Annotated in this window: 11 protein-coding genes; 3 read left to right on the forward strand and 8 right to left on the reverse strand. The window is 59.6% G+C overall.

Annotated elements, in window-relative coordinates; all coding sequences use genetic code 11:
* Nucleotides 1-2 precede the first annotated feature (2 nt).
* The 3 genes from B7L09_RS18250 to B7L09_RS18260 are packed head-to-tail and all read right to left on the reverse strand — an operon-like array spanning nt 3 to nt 7,170.
* Entirely contained in the window at nt 3-2,714 is a 2,712-nt protein-coding gene (locus B7L09_RS18250; protein ID WP_094470015.1) for a putative virulence factor, read from the reverse strand.
* Nucleotides 2,711-5,776 carry a virulence factor SrfB gene (locus tag B7L09_RS18255; RefSeq protein ID WP_094470016.1) on the reverse strand — a complete coding sequence of 1,022 codons (3,066 nt, stop codon included), beginning with the start codon at nt 5,774-5,776 and terminating at the stop codon, nt 2,711-2,713. Before B7L09_RS18255 ends, B7L09_RS18250 begins: the two co-directional genes overlap by 4 nt.
* A gap of 17 nt (nt 5,777-5,793) precedes the next feature.
* Nucleotides 5,794-7,170, reverse strand: coding sequence for an SrfA family protein (locus B7L09_RS18260; protein ID WP_094470017.1), 1,377 nt, complete (start codon nt 7,168-7,170; stop codon nt 5,794-5,796).
* A 267-nt stretch (nt 7,171-7,437) separates the two neighbouring features.
* On the opposite strand from B7L09_RS18260, the gene B7L09_RS18265 reads away from it, so the two are divergent.
* Nucleotides 7,438-8,652 carry an aldose 1-epimerase family protein gene (locus tag B7L09_RS18265; RefSeq protein ID WP_094470018.1) on the forward strand — a complete coding sequence of 405 codons (1,215 nt, stop codon included), beginning with the start codon at nt 7,438-7,440 and terminating at the stop codon, nt 8,650-8,652.
* On the opposite strand, the gene B7L09_RS18270 is transcribed toward B7L09_RS18265, so the two are convergent.
* The 5 genes from B7L09_RS18270 to B7L09_RS18290 all read right to left on the reverse strand — a co-directional run bounded on the left by B7L09_RS18270 (nt 8,639) and on the right by B7L09_RS18290 (nt 12,887).
* Nucleotides 8,639-9,007: a hypothetical protein gene (locus tag B7L09_RS18270; protein WP_176457727.1), complete on the reverse strand. Its 369-nt coding sequence runs from the start codon at nt 9,005-9,007 to the stop codon at nt 8,639-8,641. The genes B7L09_RS18265 and B7L09_RS18270 overlap by 14 nt on opposite strands.
* Nucleotides 8,994-9,572 (reverse strand): hypothetical protein, encoded by a 579-nt coding sequence (locus B7L09_RS18275; protein ID WP_010465121.1) that lies wholly within the window; start codon nt 9,570-9,572, stop codon nt 8,994-8,996. The genes B7L09_RS18270 and B7L09_RS18275 overlap by 14 nt, the downstream gene beginning before the upstream one ends.
* 57 nt (nt 9,573-9,629) lie before the next feature.
* The gene (locus tag B7L09_RS18280; protein ID WP_094470019.1) at nt 9,630-11,123 is read right to left on the reverse strand and encodes a YifB family Mg chelatase-like AAA ATPase; all 1,494 of its coding nucleotides are present in this window, start codon (nt 11,121-11,123) and stop codon (nt 9,630-9,632) included.
* 566 nt (nt 11,124-11,689) lie between these two features.
* Nucleotides 11,690-12,217, reverse strand: a complete 528-nt coding sequence (locus tag B7L09_RS18285; protein ID WP_094470020.1) for a BRO-N domain-containing protein — start codon at nt 12,215-12,217, stop codon at nt 11,690-11,692.
* A gap of 409 nt (nt 12,218-12,626) precedes the next feature.
* Nucleotides 12,627-12,887 (reverse strand): accessory factor UbiK family protein, encoded by a 261-nt coding sequence (locus B7L09_RS18290; protein WP_094470021.1) that lies wholly within the window; start codon nt 12,885-12,887, stop codon nt 12,627-12,629.
* Nucleotides 12,888-13,306: 419 nt separating this feature from the next.
* Between B7L09_RS18290 and glnK the strand changes: the two genes are divergently transcribed.
* Together glnK and B7L09_RS18300 are read left to right on the forward strand one after the other, a co-directional pair.
* On the forward strand, nt 13,307-13,645 hold the full coding sequence (gene glnK, locus B7L09_RS18295; protein ID WP_002555808.1) for a P-II family nitrogen regulator: 339 nt from the start codon (nt 13,307-13,309) through the stop codon (nt 13,643-13,645).
* 35 nt (nt 13,646-13,680) lie between these two features.
* Entirely contained in the window at nt 13,681-15,018 is a 1,338-nt protein-coding gene (locus B7L09_RS18300; protein ID WP_094470022.1) for an ammonium transporter, read from the forward strand.
* Nucleotides 15,019-15,027 lie beyond the last annotated feature (9 nt).

Genomic DNA, 15,027 nt, shown 5'->3' on the forward strand with positions numbered 1-15,027 from the left:
GCTTATCTCGCTGTGAAGGCTGTGAGCACGCGGCCCAGCCGTTCATTCTGTTCAGGGGTGATTTCGCGACCGGCACCATGGCCGGCGTTGTCCTGCGTGATGTAGGCCAGGCCCGAGAGCCAGTCGCCCAGATACCGCTGCGCCTGGTTCGCCGGTTGCGGCGGCAACACCGGCACTTGTCCCGGACCGATGTCGGTATAGAACGAGAACAACGGCGCCTTGGCACCGGCACGGCTGTTCGGGCGCTCGTTGACCGGTTTCTGCAGGTAGCCGAACCAGGACACGAAATCGCGCAGCACGCGTTGCACTTCCAACACTTGGCGCTCGACCAGTTGATCGCGCCGCGCGCCGCTTTGTGCACGCTTGAGCACCGCACGGCTCAGTTGGCCGGGCAAGTCCTGGCGATAACCGGCGGTGATCAATTCGTCGACCACCGCTTCGATCAACGCCTTTTCCAGCCCCAGCAGGGTGAGCAGGCTTTGCCGGGTGGTCAGTTCGCGCAGGTGTGCAATCCAGGCCTTGAACGCGGCTTTGGCGAAGCGGTGTTCGTTGCTTTGCAGTTCCGGCGCCGGGGTGCCGGTTTTGCTGCTGACCGGCGCTTCGTGGCTCAGGTCGTCGCCGAAATCGAAGTCGAAACCGGCGTCGTTGCCGTACAGGCTTTGGCTCGGTGTCGGCGCGGCCGGCTCATCGCTGGCGGCGGGGGCGTCGTCGGTTTCGTACACACCGCTGAGGTACAGGTCGCGTACCGATTCGCTGGGCATGTCGAGTTCATCGATGAACTCACCGAGTACGGCCGGGCGACGGCCCAGACCGGTCAGAATCATCTGCGCCTGAGCTTTCTTGGCGGCTGCGGCGCCGTCACCGTCGGCGTGATACCAGGTGCTCAGGCCGTGAGTGGTCAGGCCTTCGAGGCATTCGTTGAGCTGCTCGCGGATGCGCTGCAGTTTGAATTCGATGTTGGCCACGCCCTTGAAGCTGCCGCTGAAATGGCTGATGCCACCGTCATCGTTGCGCAGCATTTCTTTCCAGGCATTGGCGGGATTATTGATGTGTTTGCACACCAGCTCGTTGCCGGCAAAGCTTGTGCCCAGGGCGTCGACGCGCTCCAGGTAGCTAGGGTTGAGGCCGGTTTCGGCGCTGCTGGCGTCTTGCACGATGAACGCCGCGTCCATGCGCGGTTTGCGCACCAGGAAGGTGTTCTGGAACGGCGTGCCGGCCCAGTCGTTCATCCAGCTCAGGCTGCCGAAGCGTTCGAGCATGGTCAGCTTGACCATGCCGTTCCAACTCTCGTCGTACTGATCAGGCGTCAGGCTCAGGGAGTTGGTGATGCGCAGGTCGAGCATGGTCAGGGCCCAGATCAGGCCGGTGTCGCGTTTGCTGCGAGCGGCCGCGTCGGCGCCTTGAGTCTTTTCGATCCAGCGCGTCAGCACCGGGCCGACGTCATTGACGTCGCTCTGTTTGGTCGAGCCGGTGCAGACCACCAGCGCGTTCATTTCCTGGTTGTCGGTGTAACGTTCGAACAGGTAAGCGACCTTGCCACGCAGAATCAACTGCGAGACGGAGTTGTCCTTGGTGGCGGATTCCGGGTCACTGGAGTTGGCGATCTCGTGCAGCTTCTTGCGCCCGCGATAACCGGGGAAGTCCAGCAAGTCGACCTGGTTGACGATGTCGTCCGCCGGGGCTTCGATCAAACCGAAAGTCATCTCGGCGGTCAGTGCCGCCAGTTGCGCGACCGGGATGCCCTGACTGTTTTGCAGGCGTCCGTCGACCCGGGGCCGCACGTCGATCGGCAAATCCTGCGGGCTGCCGAAGCGCTCGAGGATGTCGACGTTCATGATGCTGTCGCGCTGGCTGTAGGTGTCGTTTTCGAAACTCACCAAGGCCTTCAATGGCGCGAAGACGGTCTCGGGCAGGCCCAGCTTGTGCAGCGCGCCGGCCAATTGCTGGTAAACGCGCGTCAGCTCGCTCTGCTCACCCCAGAGGATGGAGAACAGCTCGGCACGCTCCTGGAAATTCAGGCGTGGCGCCAGTTGCAACGCCGTCGGCCAATACAGGTGCTCAAGCTTCTTCACCGAGTTGCGGAAGTTGTCGCGCAGGTAATCCCACAGCGACACCAGATCGTCGGCGCTGACGCCCGGTTGCAGCGCCCCTGTCTCGCGGCCTTCAAACGGTTTCAGTACGCGCTGGATGCGCTCTTCGTCGATCTCGTAGGAGATCCGCTCAAGGTCGAAGTCCTTGAACCAGGAGTTGGCGAGAATCTTCGCCAGCTCGATTTCCTTGAACAGCGTCAGCTCGACCGGGAACTGCGGATCCTGGCTCGGCGTGGCGCGGCGACTGAAGCGCGTCACCAGGCCGGTAGCCTCCTTGCCGCCACCCACCGGGTTGATGTGCTTGATGAAGTCCAGGCGCTGGCCACCGAAATCGGTTTCCAGTTTGCCGTTCTGACCGGCCGCAAGCGCCGAAATCAGGTAGGACTTACCGGCCTGGGACAAGCCAAAAAAACCAATGGTCATCGGCGTGCAGGCCACGCGACCGAGGCTGTGAGCCAGGTTGCGGGCGCGGTGCAGGCGAATGTTCAGGTTGTCGGCTTCGCTGTCCAGACGTGGCGCGTTGCCGCGCGTCTGGCCAATCCATTCCAGCGCCTGACCGGCACCTTCATAAACAGCGGCCCAACTGGCGGATAGCTGAGTTTGTTCGGGGGTCAGGTCATTCATTTGCGTTTCACACTTCCACTGTCGAGCCAGTACTTGGTCTCGCTCAGGCCGGCGTCGAGCATGGTATTGAGTTCCAGCTCGAGGTCGCTGCGCGGGTTGAAGTTGACGTTGTTACTGTTGGATTCGATATCGCGTACCGAGAGGCGGTCGCTGACCAGATCCTGCTTGCGCGTGTATTTGTCGGCGGCTTTGACTTCGAAGCGCACCTTGAGCAGCGGTGCACTGCCGTTTTCCCCGATCGCACGGGAGAACTTTTCCCGGCCGGCCTTGGTGAACCGCAGGGTGTACAGCGGCGAAGCGGCCCAGCGATCAGCGGCCAACTGGCGGAAGCCGAGGCGCAGGTCGCCGCGCATTTCCAGTTGCGGCGTATCGGCGTCATCGCCAGTGCCAATTTCCGGCAACTTGATTTTGTAGTCTTCGGACTGGATGTCGCGGTACAGCACGTCGGCATCCTTGATCACGTTATTCAGGTCGATGACGCCGATGTGCTTGACCGTCGAATACGGCTTGAGCGCCGAAGAGCGGAAGTAGAAGTTCGGCACGCTGTGGTTGGCGCACAACAGGCACAGCATCGCGCCCACCGAAGCGGTGCTTTTCGGGTCGTCGATGCGGCCGTTCTTATGGAACGGGTACCAGCCGCCGGTGCGGTAGTTTTGCAGCGCCAGAATGCGCCCCGGTGGCAGCGGCAGCACCTTGCGAATGAACGCCTGGATGCCCGGAAGACGCGAAGGGCGGCCAGTCAGCAGCAGGACGTCGCACGGGTAATGCGCGACCACTTCACAGAGCGCGCCGAGGATCTTGGTGATATTGATCTGATCGTTGAGGAACGCGGCGTGGAGCTTTTGCAGGTCGAAGCCGATCAGCGATTCGTACAGGTCGAAACCACTCTGCCCCCCGACATCACGGCGCACGGCGGCGTTGACGTAGTCGAGCACGGTCTGGCTGATCGCGTTGTCGCCCAGCAATTGGCGGTAGCTTTGCGGGGTGACCTCCTGCGGGACCTGCGGATCGTAATACTCGTAAGCCTTGAGCAACGCCAGGCCCAGCGGCGCGAACACCTGCAGGTTCAGTTGCTGGCGCAGGATCATGTCCTGAGCGCTGACCGATTCGTCGCCGCACAGCCGCGACATCAGCGAATCCGGGGCTTTCACGCCGGCGTTCTGCAAAGCTTTTTCGAAGCTCGGCAGGATGAAGTCCTGGATCACGTCCAGCAGGATGTCGTCGCCGGCCACTTTGAAGCCATCGCGAAAACGCTGCTCGGGCACGATGTGCACGTTGCTGCCGCTGCCGGTGTTGCCGGCGCGGTCGAGGCGATAGTCGGTGATGACCAGGTCGGTGGTGCCGCCGCCGATGTCGATGGTCGCCAGGGTGATGCGTTCGCGGTCGGTCTTGTCCGGGCGGGCGATGGTGTCGAAAAACTCTTCCGGGTGACCGGCGAAGTTCTCGTTGACCTCGGTGTACAGGTACACCAACTGGCCGCAGGAGGCTTCGTCCCATTCCACGCGGATGCTCGGGATCGGCGTGCGCGGGCTGACGGCCTGATCCTGATGCGGGTCTTCCTCGCCGGCGTGCCAGCCGAGGCTTTTCCAGACCAGGCCGATGGCCTGCTGCATGCGTTCGTTGAGGATGCTGCGCTCGGCTTGCGGCATGCCCGGCGGCACGGTCAGGGTAATGCTGTTGAGCTGGCGCGGTACGCGGGTGTGACCCTGGCGCGAGCGTTGGGCCGGGCTGTTGATTTGCGACAGTGCCTGGGCCAGCACCTCGGCGAGCATGAAGGTCATCAGCGAGCTGCGCGAGTAACGCGGCATGAACACCGGCAGACGATCGTCTTCTTCGAGGCTGTAGAGCGCCTCGCCGGTTTCGTTGATCAGGTGCGAGAACGGCGCGGCGGTGGCGTAGGGCTCGTTGTCGGTCTTGATGTAGGAGCAGTTGAAACGCCAGCCGTGGCCGTAGGCGTTTTCATCCCACAGGTAACGTTTCGGGCTGGACAGCCCCGTCGAGCCTTCGGTGCCGCGACGACGGCTGGCCAGCCGGCTGGCCTCGTTGCCGACGCGGGCGATCGTGGCCCACTGGAACGCATCGTGACGGCCGCTCTTGACCGAGCAGTGGTCCTTGCCGAAATACGCCTGGGCAAACTCCACGCGGCTTTCGAACGGCAGGTTGTAGGTGTGTTCGGGGGTGATCAGGTCGCGCAGTTCCAGCACGTAATTCTGCTTCAGCCCGGAGCCGGCCTGACCGTGGTTCTCGATCAGGATGCCGCAGGTGCGCGAGTTGCCGACGTCCAGCACCAGGTCCACCGGAATCGGTTTGACCAGGCCATTGCTGTCGTTGGCGACCACTTTCAGCTCAGGGATTTCCACCTTCGGCCTGGCGGTCGACTGCGCTGCCGCGGACGGCGTGCTCAACAGGCTCAGCAGGTTGAGGTAGTGCGCCAGGTGATGGTTGGCGCGGATGTCGATGTCCAGCTCTTCGCGCGAACGATGGGCATTGCCTTCGTTGAACACTTCGAGCAGCCATTCGTTGACCCACGGCTGGGCCAGGAACCAACGGGTTTCGCTGGCCTTGGTCGCCAGTTTGAAGGACACGCCGGAGCTGATGTCTTCTTCGTTCGGTGCCAGGTAAGCGGTGCCGTCACGCTTGGGCATGACGCGGCTGTCGAACGCCATCGTCAGGCGATGGGTGTTGCCGTCGATGTCGGGCGTGGCCAGTTTCACCAGGCGCATCCGCGACCAGTTGGTCGGGCCTTCGTCGAAGCGGTGCGGCGGCATGAAGCGGAAAAATGGCGTCGGCAACCAGACACCGTCCAGCAGCTCGAGGCTGCTTTTCATGTCGACGCTGAACGCTGGTTTGGCCTTCTCGACCTTTTCCGGTTCGGGCTCGTAGAAGTAGAAGTCTTTCTCTTCGTTGTACATCAGCCGGCAGATCAGCCCGCTGATCATCGGCGCGAACTCGCCCGCCGGTTCCTTGCGGGGATCCAGGCGCAGGGCGAAATCCATAAACTGGATACCGGTGTCACTGACGAGCGTGACGGTGTCTTCGAATTGGGTGACTTCAGGCAACATGTCGGGTTATTCCAGTCTTATTCGCCCATTTGCCGCATGGACATGGGGAATTGTTCTTTACCGTAACCGCCGGTGCAGTCCGCGACCGTGGTCGCCCCTTTGCGGCAGTTGACCTTGGGCATGTCGTAAGTGCTGCCATCGCCGCACACGGCCTGGCCCTGGCTGTCGATAGCGAGGCTGCCACCTTTCATGGTAGCGCTCACCGGCCCGCTGCACTTCGTGCCGTCGGCCTGGTGGACGGTGACTTCGCCCTTACCGTCCTTGAGCTGGTATTCCAGGCGCAGCGGCTTGCCGGTCCGGCGATCCTGAATGCCGGCACCGGCGCGGTACTGACCGTCGAGGAACTTGGCGGCGCCGTCGGCGGCGTCAGGCGGAATGCTCAAGGCCGGGCCCGGTTTTGTGGTTGCGGCTGCGGCGGCGGATTTTTGCGCGTCGGGCGGTGTGACGGCCGGCGCCTCGGTTTTGGCTTCGGCTTCGGGTGGTGCGGTTGGCGTGGTCGGGGATTCGGCGGCCGGGTCTTGCGTGATGCCGGCAGTCGCGGCGTCTGCTTCGTTGCCAGCGAGCGCCGGCGCTTCCGCGCCTTGGGTGCCGGTCACGGCGGTGCCTGTGGTGGAACCTGCGACCGTGCCGGTCACGGGAACGCCATTCAGCGTTGTGGCATTACCGGTCAGTTGCGGCTCTTCCAGCTGTTTTTCCACCGGCACGATGCCCTCAGGCAGCAAGTCCACCGCCACCAACGGAATCGGCACGCACCCGCGCAGGCCGAGCAACAGCCACAACAGCAGCAACAGGAACGGCAGCAGCAATAGCCACCACCAGCGACGCCACCATGGACGAGCCACTACCGGCACGACCGGCGCCACCACCGGTTCTTCGACCACGGGGGGCAGCGTGAACACAGGCGGAACCTGATAAAGGCAGTGCAGGGGATCGCGATTGCCGGTACCAGCGTGCTCGAAACCCCAGAAGGTCAGCACCGGTTTGCCTTGCACCAGATAAACGAAGTTTTCGTCAGGGAAATGAATCACGCGCTTGAGCAGCTTGCCGAACACGGCTTTGTCGCCTTGCTGCTGTTCGGCCGGGTCCGTGCCCAGGAAACGCTGGCTCAATTCATCGAGCGCAGTCTTCAGGGCTTCAAGTTGGCGACGGGCCGGTGCGCGTTCTTCTTCGGTCGCGCTGCTCCACGGGATCACATCGCCGTCGAGACCGCTGTACCAATCGATCTGGTTGCCGAGTTCATCGCTTTGAGGAATGGCCAGGTGATCGACCATATCGGGGTTCTTGCGGCGAATGGCTTCGCGCAATTGCAGGGCTGCCCGGTAGACCGGTTGACCTGTTTCGCCCAGGGCTGTGAATGACCCGCTCTTACCGCTGCGTAATAGTGCCCCGCGCATTCAAACTCCATATGTTCCGTTGCGCAAAAATGACAGACAAAGACGTCTGTTCTTGCTCCTGCAATTAGCTGGCGACCTTAATGGCATTATGATGTCGCCGTCAATCAGCGGAGGTCCAAAACCGTATGAGACTAGCGTAAGTGTGCGGAGGTTGCATGAGGTCAATGTGAATTGATTTGGGAAGACTCGGACGTCCGCTTTTTTAAGCTTGCTGAATCGTTTCATCAGCGCTATAAAAAATGCACAACTCCAAGAAAGGCTTCCCTCATGACTCCGCTCAAATTCGCCGTCGCCCTCGGCACGCTGACCGCTGCCTCCCACGCCATGGCTTGGGATTACGTGCTGCTCGATACCGACAAGGCTGCACAAAACTGGCAGATCACCAGCCAGCAACTCGGCGTCAAAACCGGCAAACCTTTCTCCGTGACCCTGCGCACCTTGCACGGAGGCCGGCAAGAGGGCGTCAATATCGTCGACATCGATAACGGCACGCTGAAACTCTCGGTGGTGCCGACTCGCGGCATGAACGTCCTGCAAGCGTCGGTCGGCGATGTGCGGATGGGCTGGGATTCGCCGGTCAAGGACGTGGTCAATCCGTCCTTCATCGAACTCAACGGCCGCGGCGGACTGGGCTGGCTCGAAGGCTTCAACGAACTGGTCGCTCGCTGCGGCTACGAATGGGTCGGCCACCCCGGCATGGACAACGGCGAACTGCTGACCCTGCATGGCCGCGCCGCCAACATCCCGGCCAGTAAAGTCACCCTGCACATCGACGAAAAACCGCCTTACGCCATCAGCCTGCGTGGCGAGCTTAAAGAGCAGGCGTTCAAGAAAGTCGACTTCTCGGTAGTGACCGAACTGGTCACTGAGCCCGGCAGCGTAGCGTTTGCCCTGAACGACACGTTGACCAACAACGGCGACTATCCGAAGGAATACCAGGCGCTGTACCACAGCAACTTCAGCACGCCATTTCTGGAACAGGGCGCGCGATTTGCGGCGCCGGTTAAACAGGTGTCGCCGTTCAACGACAAGGCCAAAGGGGATTTGCCGGATTGGCAGACTTACCGTGCACCGACCAAGGACTACGACGAGACGGTTTACAACGTCGTGCCTTATGGCGATGCCAAGGGCGACACGCTGACCGTGTTGCATAACAAAGCCGGGAGCCTTGGGGTGTCGGTTGGGTTCAATACGCAGCAGTTGCCGGTGTTTTCGTTGTGGAAGAACACGGATACGCAAGGGCAGGGGTACGTGACCGGGTTGGAGCCTGGGACGAGTTTTTCCTATAACCGTCGGTATCAGCGGCCGATTGGGTTGGTGCCGATGATTGGGGTGAAAGAGCAGAGGCAGTTTCAGATCCATTACAGCTTGTTGGCGGATAAGGGGGCTGTGGATAAGGCGCTGAAGCGGGTGAGTGAGATTCAGGGTGGGCGGGAGACTGAGGTAAGGCAGACGCCGTTGGTTGATCTCACCAAGGAATGACTTTCGTCAGTTTGTGCTTGGCCGATACTGCAATGCCTCCGCCAGATGTTCGCGGGTGATGCCGTCTCATTTCTGACGCTTGTGCCGCATCAAACAGGCGCCGGATGAAATCGAAGTCGTTCCAGGTTTGGTTGGTATAAAACCGATGCTCCTTATTTCCGATCTCATCGATGTAATAGATAACGTACTCCGCATATTTCTCGTCGGCGTTGAAGCTGTAACGCAATGAAAGAGAAAAGTCCTTTTCCTTGAGTTTCACAAACGAGTTGTTGTCGTCATAACTCCAGGAGAATTCGCCTCTCTCCGTTCTCGCGGTGAGTGCTTTGATGAAATCGAGAAATCTAGGCGGTAGCATATTGACGCCCTCTGGCCGGGTTAACCTTTTCGAGGTTTTCTTTGATGTTTTCAAGATTGTGGTGAAGAAGGATTCTGATCGGCTTTTCGAGCGGAGCGTTTGCCGTCGCGAAAACCCCTTTTCTGATGGTGATTTCAGTTTCTCCAAGGATATTGTCAATCCTTTCGAACTCCTGACCTGTACCGGGTATTTTGGCAAACAGAATCCTGAAATGCTGATAGCACTTCAGCGCCAATGGATAGTTTTCGGTGTCCACATAACCTGCTGCTTCATTGAGCGTCGCAATGCATTCACTGACGGCCGAGGCGCCCTCTACAGCTTTTGCGTCCTTGAGTATTCTGTTGGCTTCAGCACTGATGCTGCGTGAGTAACGAACACTGTGCAGAACTTCGGATATTGAAATGATTAGCGCGACGATCGTAATGACTGTGCCAATGTAGGAAAAGTTGTTCAGGGTTGTCGGAGAGCCAACAACAATTTCCTGCTGCAATAGCGCCGCCCATACGATAGCAATGCTTATCAGGCAATAGCCGAATCTGATCCAATGACTTCTTAGTAACTTCATGTATTACTGACGCTCTCTCTGAAGCCGTTGGTTGATCTCACCAAGGAATGACTTTCGTCAGTTTGTGCTTGGCCGATACTGCAATGCCTCCGCCAGATGTTCGCGGGTGATGCCATCGACCTGTTCAAGGTCTGCCAAGGTTCGCGCAACCTTGAGCAGACGGTGGGCCGACCTGAGTGACAAGGTCAAACGCTCGCAAGCAGTTTCCAGCCACACTTCGTCAGTTGTGGATAACTTGCAGTGTCGACGCAGTCCCGGCAAATCAAGGAATGCGTTGGCACAGCCTTGACGCTTGTTTTGACGCTCCCTGGCGTCGGCGACCAGTTCCGCAGCAGTGGCAGTGTCATCACCCGGTTTGGGCGCAGGATTCAATGCCGTGGCTTCCCGCGCTACGGTCAGGTGCAGGTCGATCCGGTCCAGCAGCGGCCCAGACAATTTGTTGCGATAACGCTGGACCATGTCCGGTGTACAACTGCATTTGCCGCTGGGTTCGCCAAGATATCCACAGGGGCATGGATTCATTGCGGCCACCAATTGAAAGCGTGCCGGAAACCTCACGCGGTCCTTGGCGCGGGAAATGACGATGTGGCCGGATTCCAGCGGCTCCCTTAAAACCTCCAATACCTTGCGATCGAACTCCGGNANTTCATCCAGAAACAGCACACCATGGTGGGCGAGGGTGATTTCCCCGGGTTGTGGTTTTGAACCCCCACCCACCAATGCAGGACCGGAAGCCGAGTGATGGGGCTGGCGGAATGGTCGTTGCGGCCAGTGACTCAAGGGCACGCAACTGGTGACGGATTGAATGGCGGCGACTTCCAGCGCCTCGTTTTCGGCGAGCGGTGGAAGCAAACCCGGCAAACGGCTCGCCAACAGCGTTTTACCAGTCCCGGGCGGTCCGCTAAACAGCAGGTTATGAGCCCCGGCCGCCGCAATCAGCAATGCGCGCTTGGCCGAGATTTGCCCCTGCACCTCATTCAAGTCCGGATAGGGTTTGCTGGCGTAGAGCAAGCCATTGGAAACGTAGGGTTCAACCGGTGTATGTCCATTGAAGTGCGCAACGGCTTCCAGCAAGTGATCCACGGCAAACACCTTCAACCCNGACGCCAGGCACGCTTCCTCGGCATTGGCCCGAGGCACNATCAGCGAGCGCCCGGCCTTGCGTGCGGCCAGCGCAGCCGGCAACACGCCCCTCACGGCACGTACCGCGCCTGACAGCGCCAATTCTCCCAGGCATTCAATGTCATCCAGCGTCAATGTCGGCACCTGCACGCTGGCGGACAGAATCCCCAGGGCGATCGCCAGATCGAATCGTCCGCCGTCCTTCGGCAAATCAGCTGGAGCGAGATTCAGGGTGATACGCCGTGCAGGAAATTGAAGCCCCGAGTTGATGATCGCGCTACGCACCCGGTCCTTGCTTTCCTTCACTGCCGCTTCGGGCAAACCGACCATCGTCAATGACGGCAGACCGTTGGCCAGATGGACTTCTACGGTAACGGCGGGCGCATCCACGCCAATCTGGGCGCGGCTGTGGACGATGGAGAGGGACATGGTCGTTCCTTGAGCTTTTACGGGAACCGCTTCCTGCGGTTTTTTAAGGGTAGTTGGGGCGTTGGGTTTCGGCGTGGCGAATGAGGCGACAAACTTTCACTGGATGTTGCGAGTGTCTATCTGGGGATGAAGCGTAAGCGAGTGTGGAATGCCGACGTAATCAGCCGCGGGATGAGGTTGTTGTAGGACGTTGCCTGGATCTATGAAGGACGGCGGCGAAAGCTGAATCGAAGGCGAAAAAAAACCGCCTTGAGGAAGCGGATTTTTATGTGCAGGCTTCGGTGAGGCCAAGGCCTGCACATCCTCAACGGATACACTCACGGTGCTGAGATTATTCAGGAGGAGTTTCTTGAACCGTTGGGCATTTCAGAGTCAGCTTTCGCCCATTCGTTGAACGAACCGTTAAATGTGGTCAACGACATCGTGATGCAACAGCGTTGTGTCAGTGCTGATCTAGCGGAAGGGCGTTAGATTAAAAGTTTTCAAATGTAGGAAATGACAGCGTTAGCTGTGGGCTAATGCTGCCAGAAGACATGCATATGCAGTTTGTGTAGTGCTATTGGTTGTTAAAGCGATTGCAACATCCGCGAAGCTCGCTTCCACCACGGTGCATTGACCAAACGTTGCGGCCGTTCACCATCCGCCAGCATGTGCGGAACATCCTGCAACCGAATCCACGGCTGGTTATTCCAGTGCAGCAAACTCAGCGACATCTCTGGCCAGTTCAGCAGGCTCAGGATCGGCCGTTCGCTTGTTGCCGGTTGTTGGGCATCTCTGAGGGCTGGCACTACGTCGTGGGTCAGCCATTCGCGCAGGCCTCGGTATTCGGGGCAGTAGTGGTAGACCAGTAATGCGTAGACGCCGGACTCGCTGATCAGCAGGGTGTTTTCGATGGTGCCGTAGATGACGACTCGCGCGAATTGGTGTTGATCGGGATCGAGCTTTCTGACGGCGCGTTCGTCGAGGAAAAGGCGAAGGAGACGGCCCAGGTCTCGGGCGCTGAACCAAGGCTGGTTTTCGATCAACAGCGCGTGGAGGTGGAGTTTGTGGCGGGTGAAGACGTGAGGGATTAGATAAGCGTTATCGCAACTCATTAATACAGCTCCTTTTGCTAAAGAGGCTGCCGTCAATCGTCGCCAAACAANTGGGTGGCAGCTGTACGCGGGTTGGCGAACCGGNGCAAAAGGAACCCGGCAGACCCGAAGGTCTCCCACGCACAGCCGCCATGNCGCCGTCGATGGTTGTTGTACGCCTTAAGCTTCCAGGTCGCCAAACCCAGTGCTGAATATTCAGCTGGGGATGAGCTTAGGAACCTGGGCTTCGCGGCGCTATCGGACGGCGGTGGTGATCTTTGTAGGACGTTGCCGAGATGGTGGCGGGGCGACAGATCAGGAGATTGCAGCCTTCGGCAGTTCCTACAGAAGTGGTCGATCCAGTGTGGGATGGCTGGAGACCGAGGTGACGCTATCGCGGGCAAGCCCGCTCCCACAGGGAATTGCGGTGTTATTCGGTTGGGGGATTGAGCTTCGCTTCCAGCTCGGCAACCTTCGCTTCGAGGCTTTCCAGCCGCGCACGGGTGCGGGCCAGTACGACCATCTGGCTGTCAAACTCTTCCCGGCTCACCAGGTCGAGCTTGCTGAAGCCGCTTTGCAGCAACGCTTTGAACTGGCTTTCGATTTCGTTTTGCGGCANCGGGGTNTCGCCGCTGAAAAGGCGAGAGGCGTGGCCGCTCAGGGCGTCGAGAAGGTCTTTGGGCGCGAGCATGGGAAATGTCCNGTCAACAATGGCGGGCAGTGTATCACGCAGTGTCTATAGTCAATTCCGACAGCAGGGATGCACGCTTTTCGCGCATGTGGACGGACGGCCGCGCACTGTTGTTGTGCGTATCCGTCGGGCCATTTGAGGGAAGTGGCTGTTGGCAGCGGCCAAAGGATTGAATTCAGTGGGTTTTGGCGAGATGGCAAGCTTTCTGCTTAGTCAGTAGTAACCCATGCACTGATGCAGTCGCTGTGACGAATGCAGTGCGCCAAGCGGAACGGGGGAGTTGTTTCGTGAGGAGCGGTTAGCTGGCGTCGGACGGGCAATCCCGAGGCGACGACGCGTTACAAAGCCAGGCACTGCGCTTAGACTTGAGACGGGTTTGTTTTCCTGGGGCAAGTCCACCAATTCGGGAGAGAGTTTTCATGAAGCTAGTCACTGCCATCATCAAGCCGTTCAAGTTGGACGATGTACGCGAGTCGTTGTCCGAGATCGGCGTGCAGGGCATTACCGTTACTGAGGTCAAGGGCTTCGGTCGGCAGAAGGGTCATACCGAGCTGTATCGTGGCGCGGAATACGTGGTCGATTTTCTGCCGAAGGTGAAGATTGATGTCGCCATTGACGACAAGGATCTTGACCGTGTTATCGAGGCGATAACCAAGGCGGCCAACACCGGCAAGATCGGTGACGGCAAGATCTTCGTGGTCAATCTGGAACAGGCTATTCGCATCCGTACCGGCGAAACCGATACCGACGCAATCTAAGCCGCCAAACCCCCAACGCCCCAGGAGAAAACAATATGACTCTGCGTAAATTCGCAGGGCTAGGAGCCCTGTTGTCCCTCGTAATGCCGGCCTTGGCATTGGCGGCGGACCCAGTCCCTGCTCCAGTCCTCAATTCCGGCGACACGGCGTGGATGCTTACGTCCACCGCGCTGGTGCTGTTCATGACCATTCCAGGCCTGGCGCTGTTCTACGGCGGTATGGTTCGCTCCAAAAACATTCTTTCCGTGATGATGCAGTGCTTCGCCATCACCGGTTTGATCACTATCTTGTGGTTCGTTTATGGCTACAGCATNGCGTTCGACACCACCGGCATGGAGCAGGGCGTCGTCAACTTCAACTCGTTCTTCGGTGGCATGGGCAAGGCATTCCTCGCCGGTGTCACGCCGTCGAGCCTTACCGGCCCTGCGGCGCTGTTCCCTGAGGCGGTGTTCGTCACCTTCCAGATGACGTTCGCCATCATTACGCCTGCGCTGATCGTCGGTGCTTTCGCTGAGCGTATGAAGTTCTCCGCNATGCTGATCTTCATGGGCGTGTGGTTCACCCTGGTTTACGCACCGATTGCGCACATGGTCTGGTCCGGCAACGGCGGCCTGATGTGGGACTGGGGCGTGCTCGACTTCGCGGGCGGCACCGTGGTGCACATCAACGCCGGTGTGGCTGGCTTGGTGGCGTGCCTGGTACTCGGCAAGCGTAAAGGCTTCCCGACCACGCCAATGGCACCTCACAACCTCGGTTATACCCTGGTGGGTGCAGCCATGTTGTGGGTTGGCTGGTTCGGCTTCAACGCAGGTTCCGCCGCTGCGGCCAACGGCACTGCCGGTATGGCGATGCTGGTCACCCAGATTGCTACCGCGGCTGCGGCGCTGGGCTGGATGTTCGCCGAGTGGGTCACCCACGGTAAGCCAAGTGCACTGGGTATTGCTTCGGGTGTTGTGGCCGGTCTGGTCGCCATCACCCCGGCTGCCGGCACCGTGGGCCCGATGGGCGCCCTGGTCATCGGCCTGGCGGCAGGCGTGGTGTGCTTCTTCTGCGCCACTACCCTGAAACGCAAACTGGGCTACGACGACTCCCTGGACGCCTTCGGCGTGCACGGTATCGGCGGTATCCTCGGCGCGATCCTGACCGGTGTGTTCGCTGCACCGTCCCTGGGTGGCTTCGGCACAGTCACCGACATCGCCGCTCAAGTCTGGATTCAGTGCAAAGGCGTGGGCTTCACGGTGATCTACACCGCGATCGTCACCTACGTCATTCTCAAGGTCCTGGACGCTGTCATGGGTCTGCGGGTCACCGACGAAGAAGAGGCTGTCGGCCTCGATCTGGCGCAACACAACGAACGCGGTTACAACTTGTAAGTACGCGAA

The organism is Pseudomonas mandelii, assembly GCF_002251635.1.
In the GTDB taxonomy this organism is placed as follows: domain Bacteria; phylum Pseudomonadota; class Gammaproteobacteria; order Pseudomonadales; family Pseudomonadaceae; genus Aquipseudomonas; species Aquipseudomonas mandelii_B.

Excerpts from the sequence above, each read along its gene's own strand:
- B7L09_RS18260 (WP_094470017.1), bottom strand. The coding sequence starts at position 7,170 with ATGCGCGGGGCACTATTACGCAGCGGTAAGAGCGGGTCATTCACAGCC.
- glnK (WP_002555808.1), top strand. The coding sequence starts at position 13,307 with ATGAAGCTAGTCACTGCCATCATCAAGCCGTTCAAGTTGGACGATGTA.
- B7L09_RS18250 (WP_094470015.1), bottom strand. The coding sequence starts at position 2,714 with ATGAATGACCTGACCCCCGAACAAACTCAGCTATCCGCCAGTTGGGCC.
- B7L09_RS18270 (WP_176457727.1), bottom strand. The coding sequence starts at position 9,007 with ATGCTACCGCCTAGATTTCTCGATTTCATCAAAGCACTCACCGCGAGA.
- B7L09_RS18265 (WP_094470018.1), top strand. The coding sequence starts at position 7,438 with ATGACTCCGCTCAAATTCGCCGTCGCCCTCGGCACGCTGACCGCTGCC.
- B7L09_RS18275 (WP_010465121.1), bottom strand. The coding sequence starts at position 9,572 with ATGAAGTTACTAAGAAGTCATTGGATCAGATTCGGCTATTGCCTGATA.
- B7L09_RS18285 (WP_094470020.1), bottom strand. The coding sequence starts at position 12,217 with ATGAGTTGCGATAACGCTTATCTAATCCCTCACGTCTTCACCCGCCAC.
- B7L09_RS18255 (WP_094470016.1), bottom strand. The coding sequence starts at position 5,776 with ATGTTGCCTGAAGTCACCCAATTCGAAGACACCGTCACGCTCGTCAGT.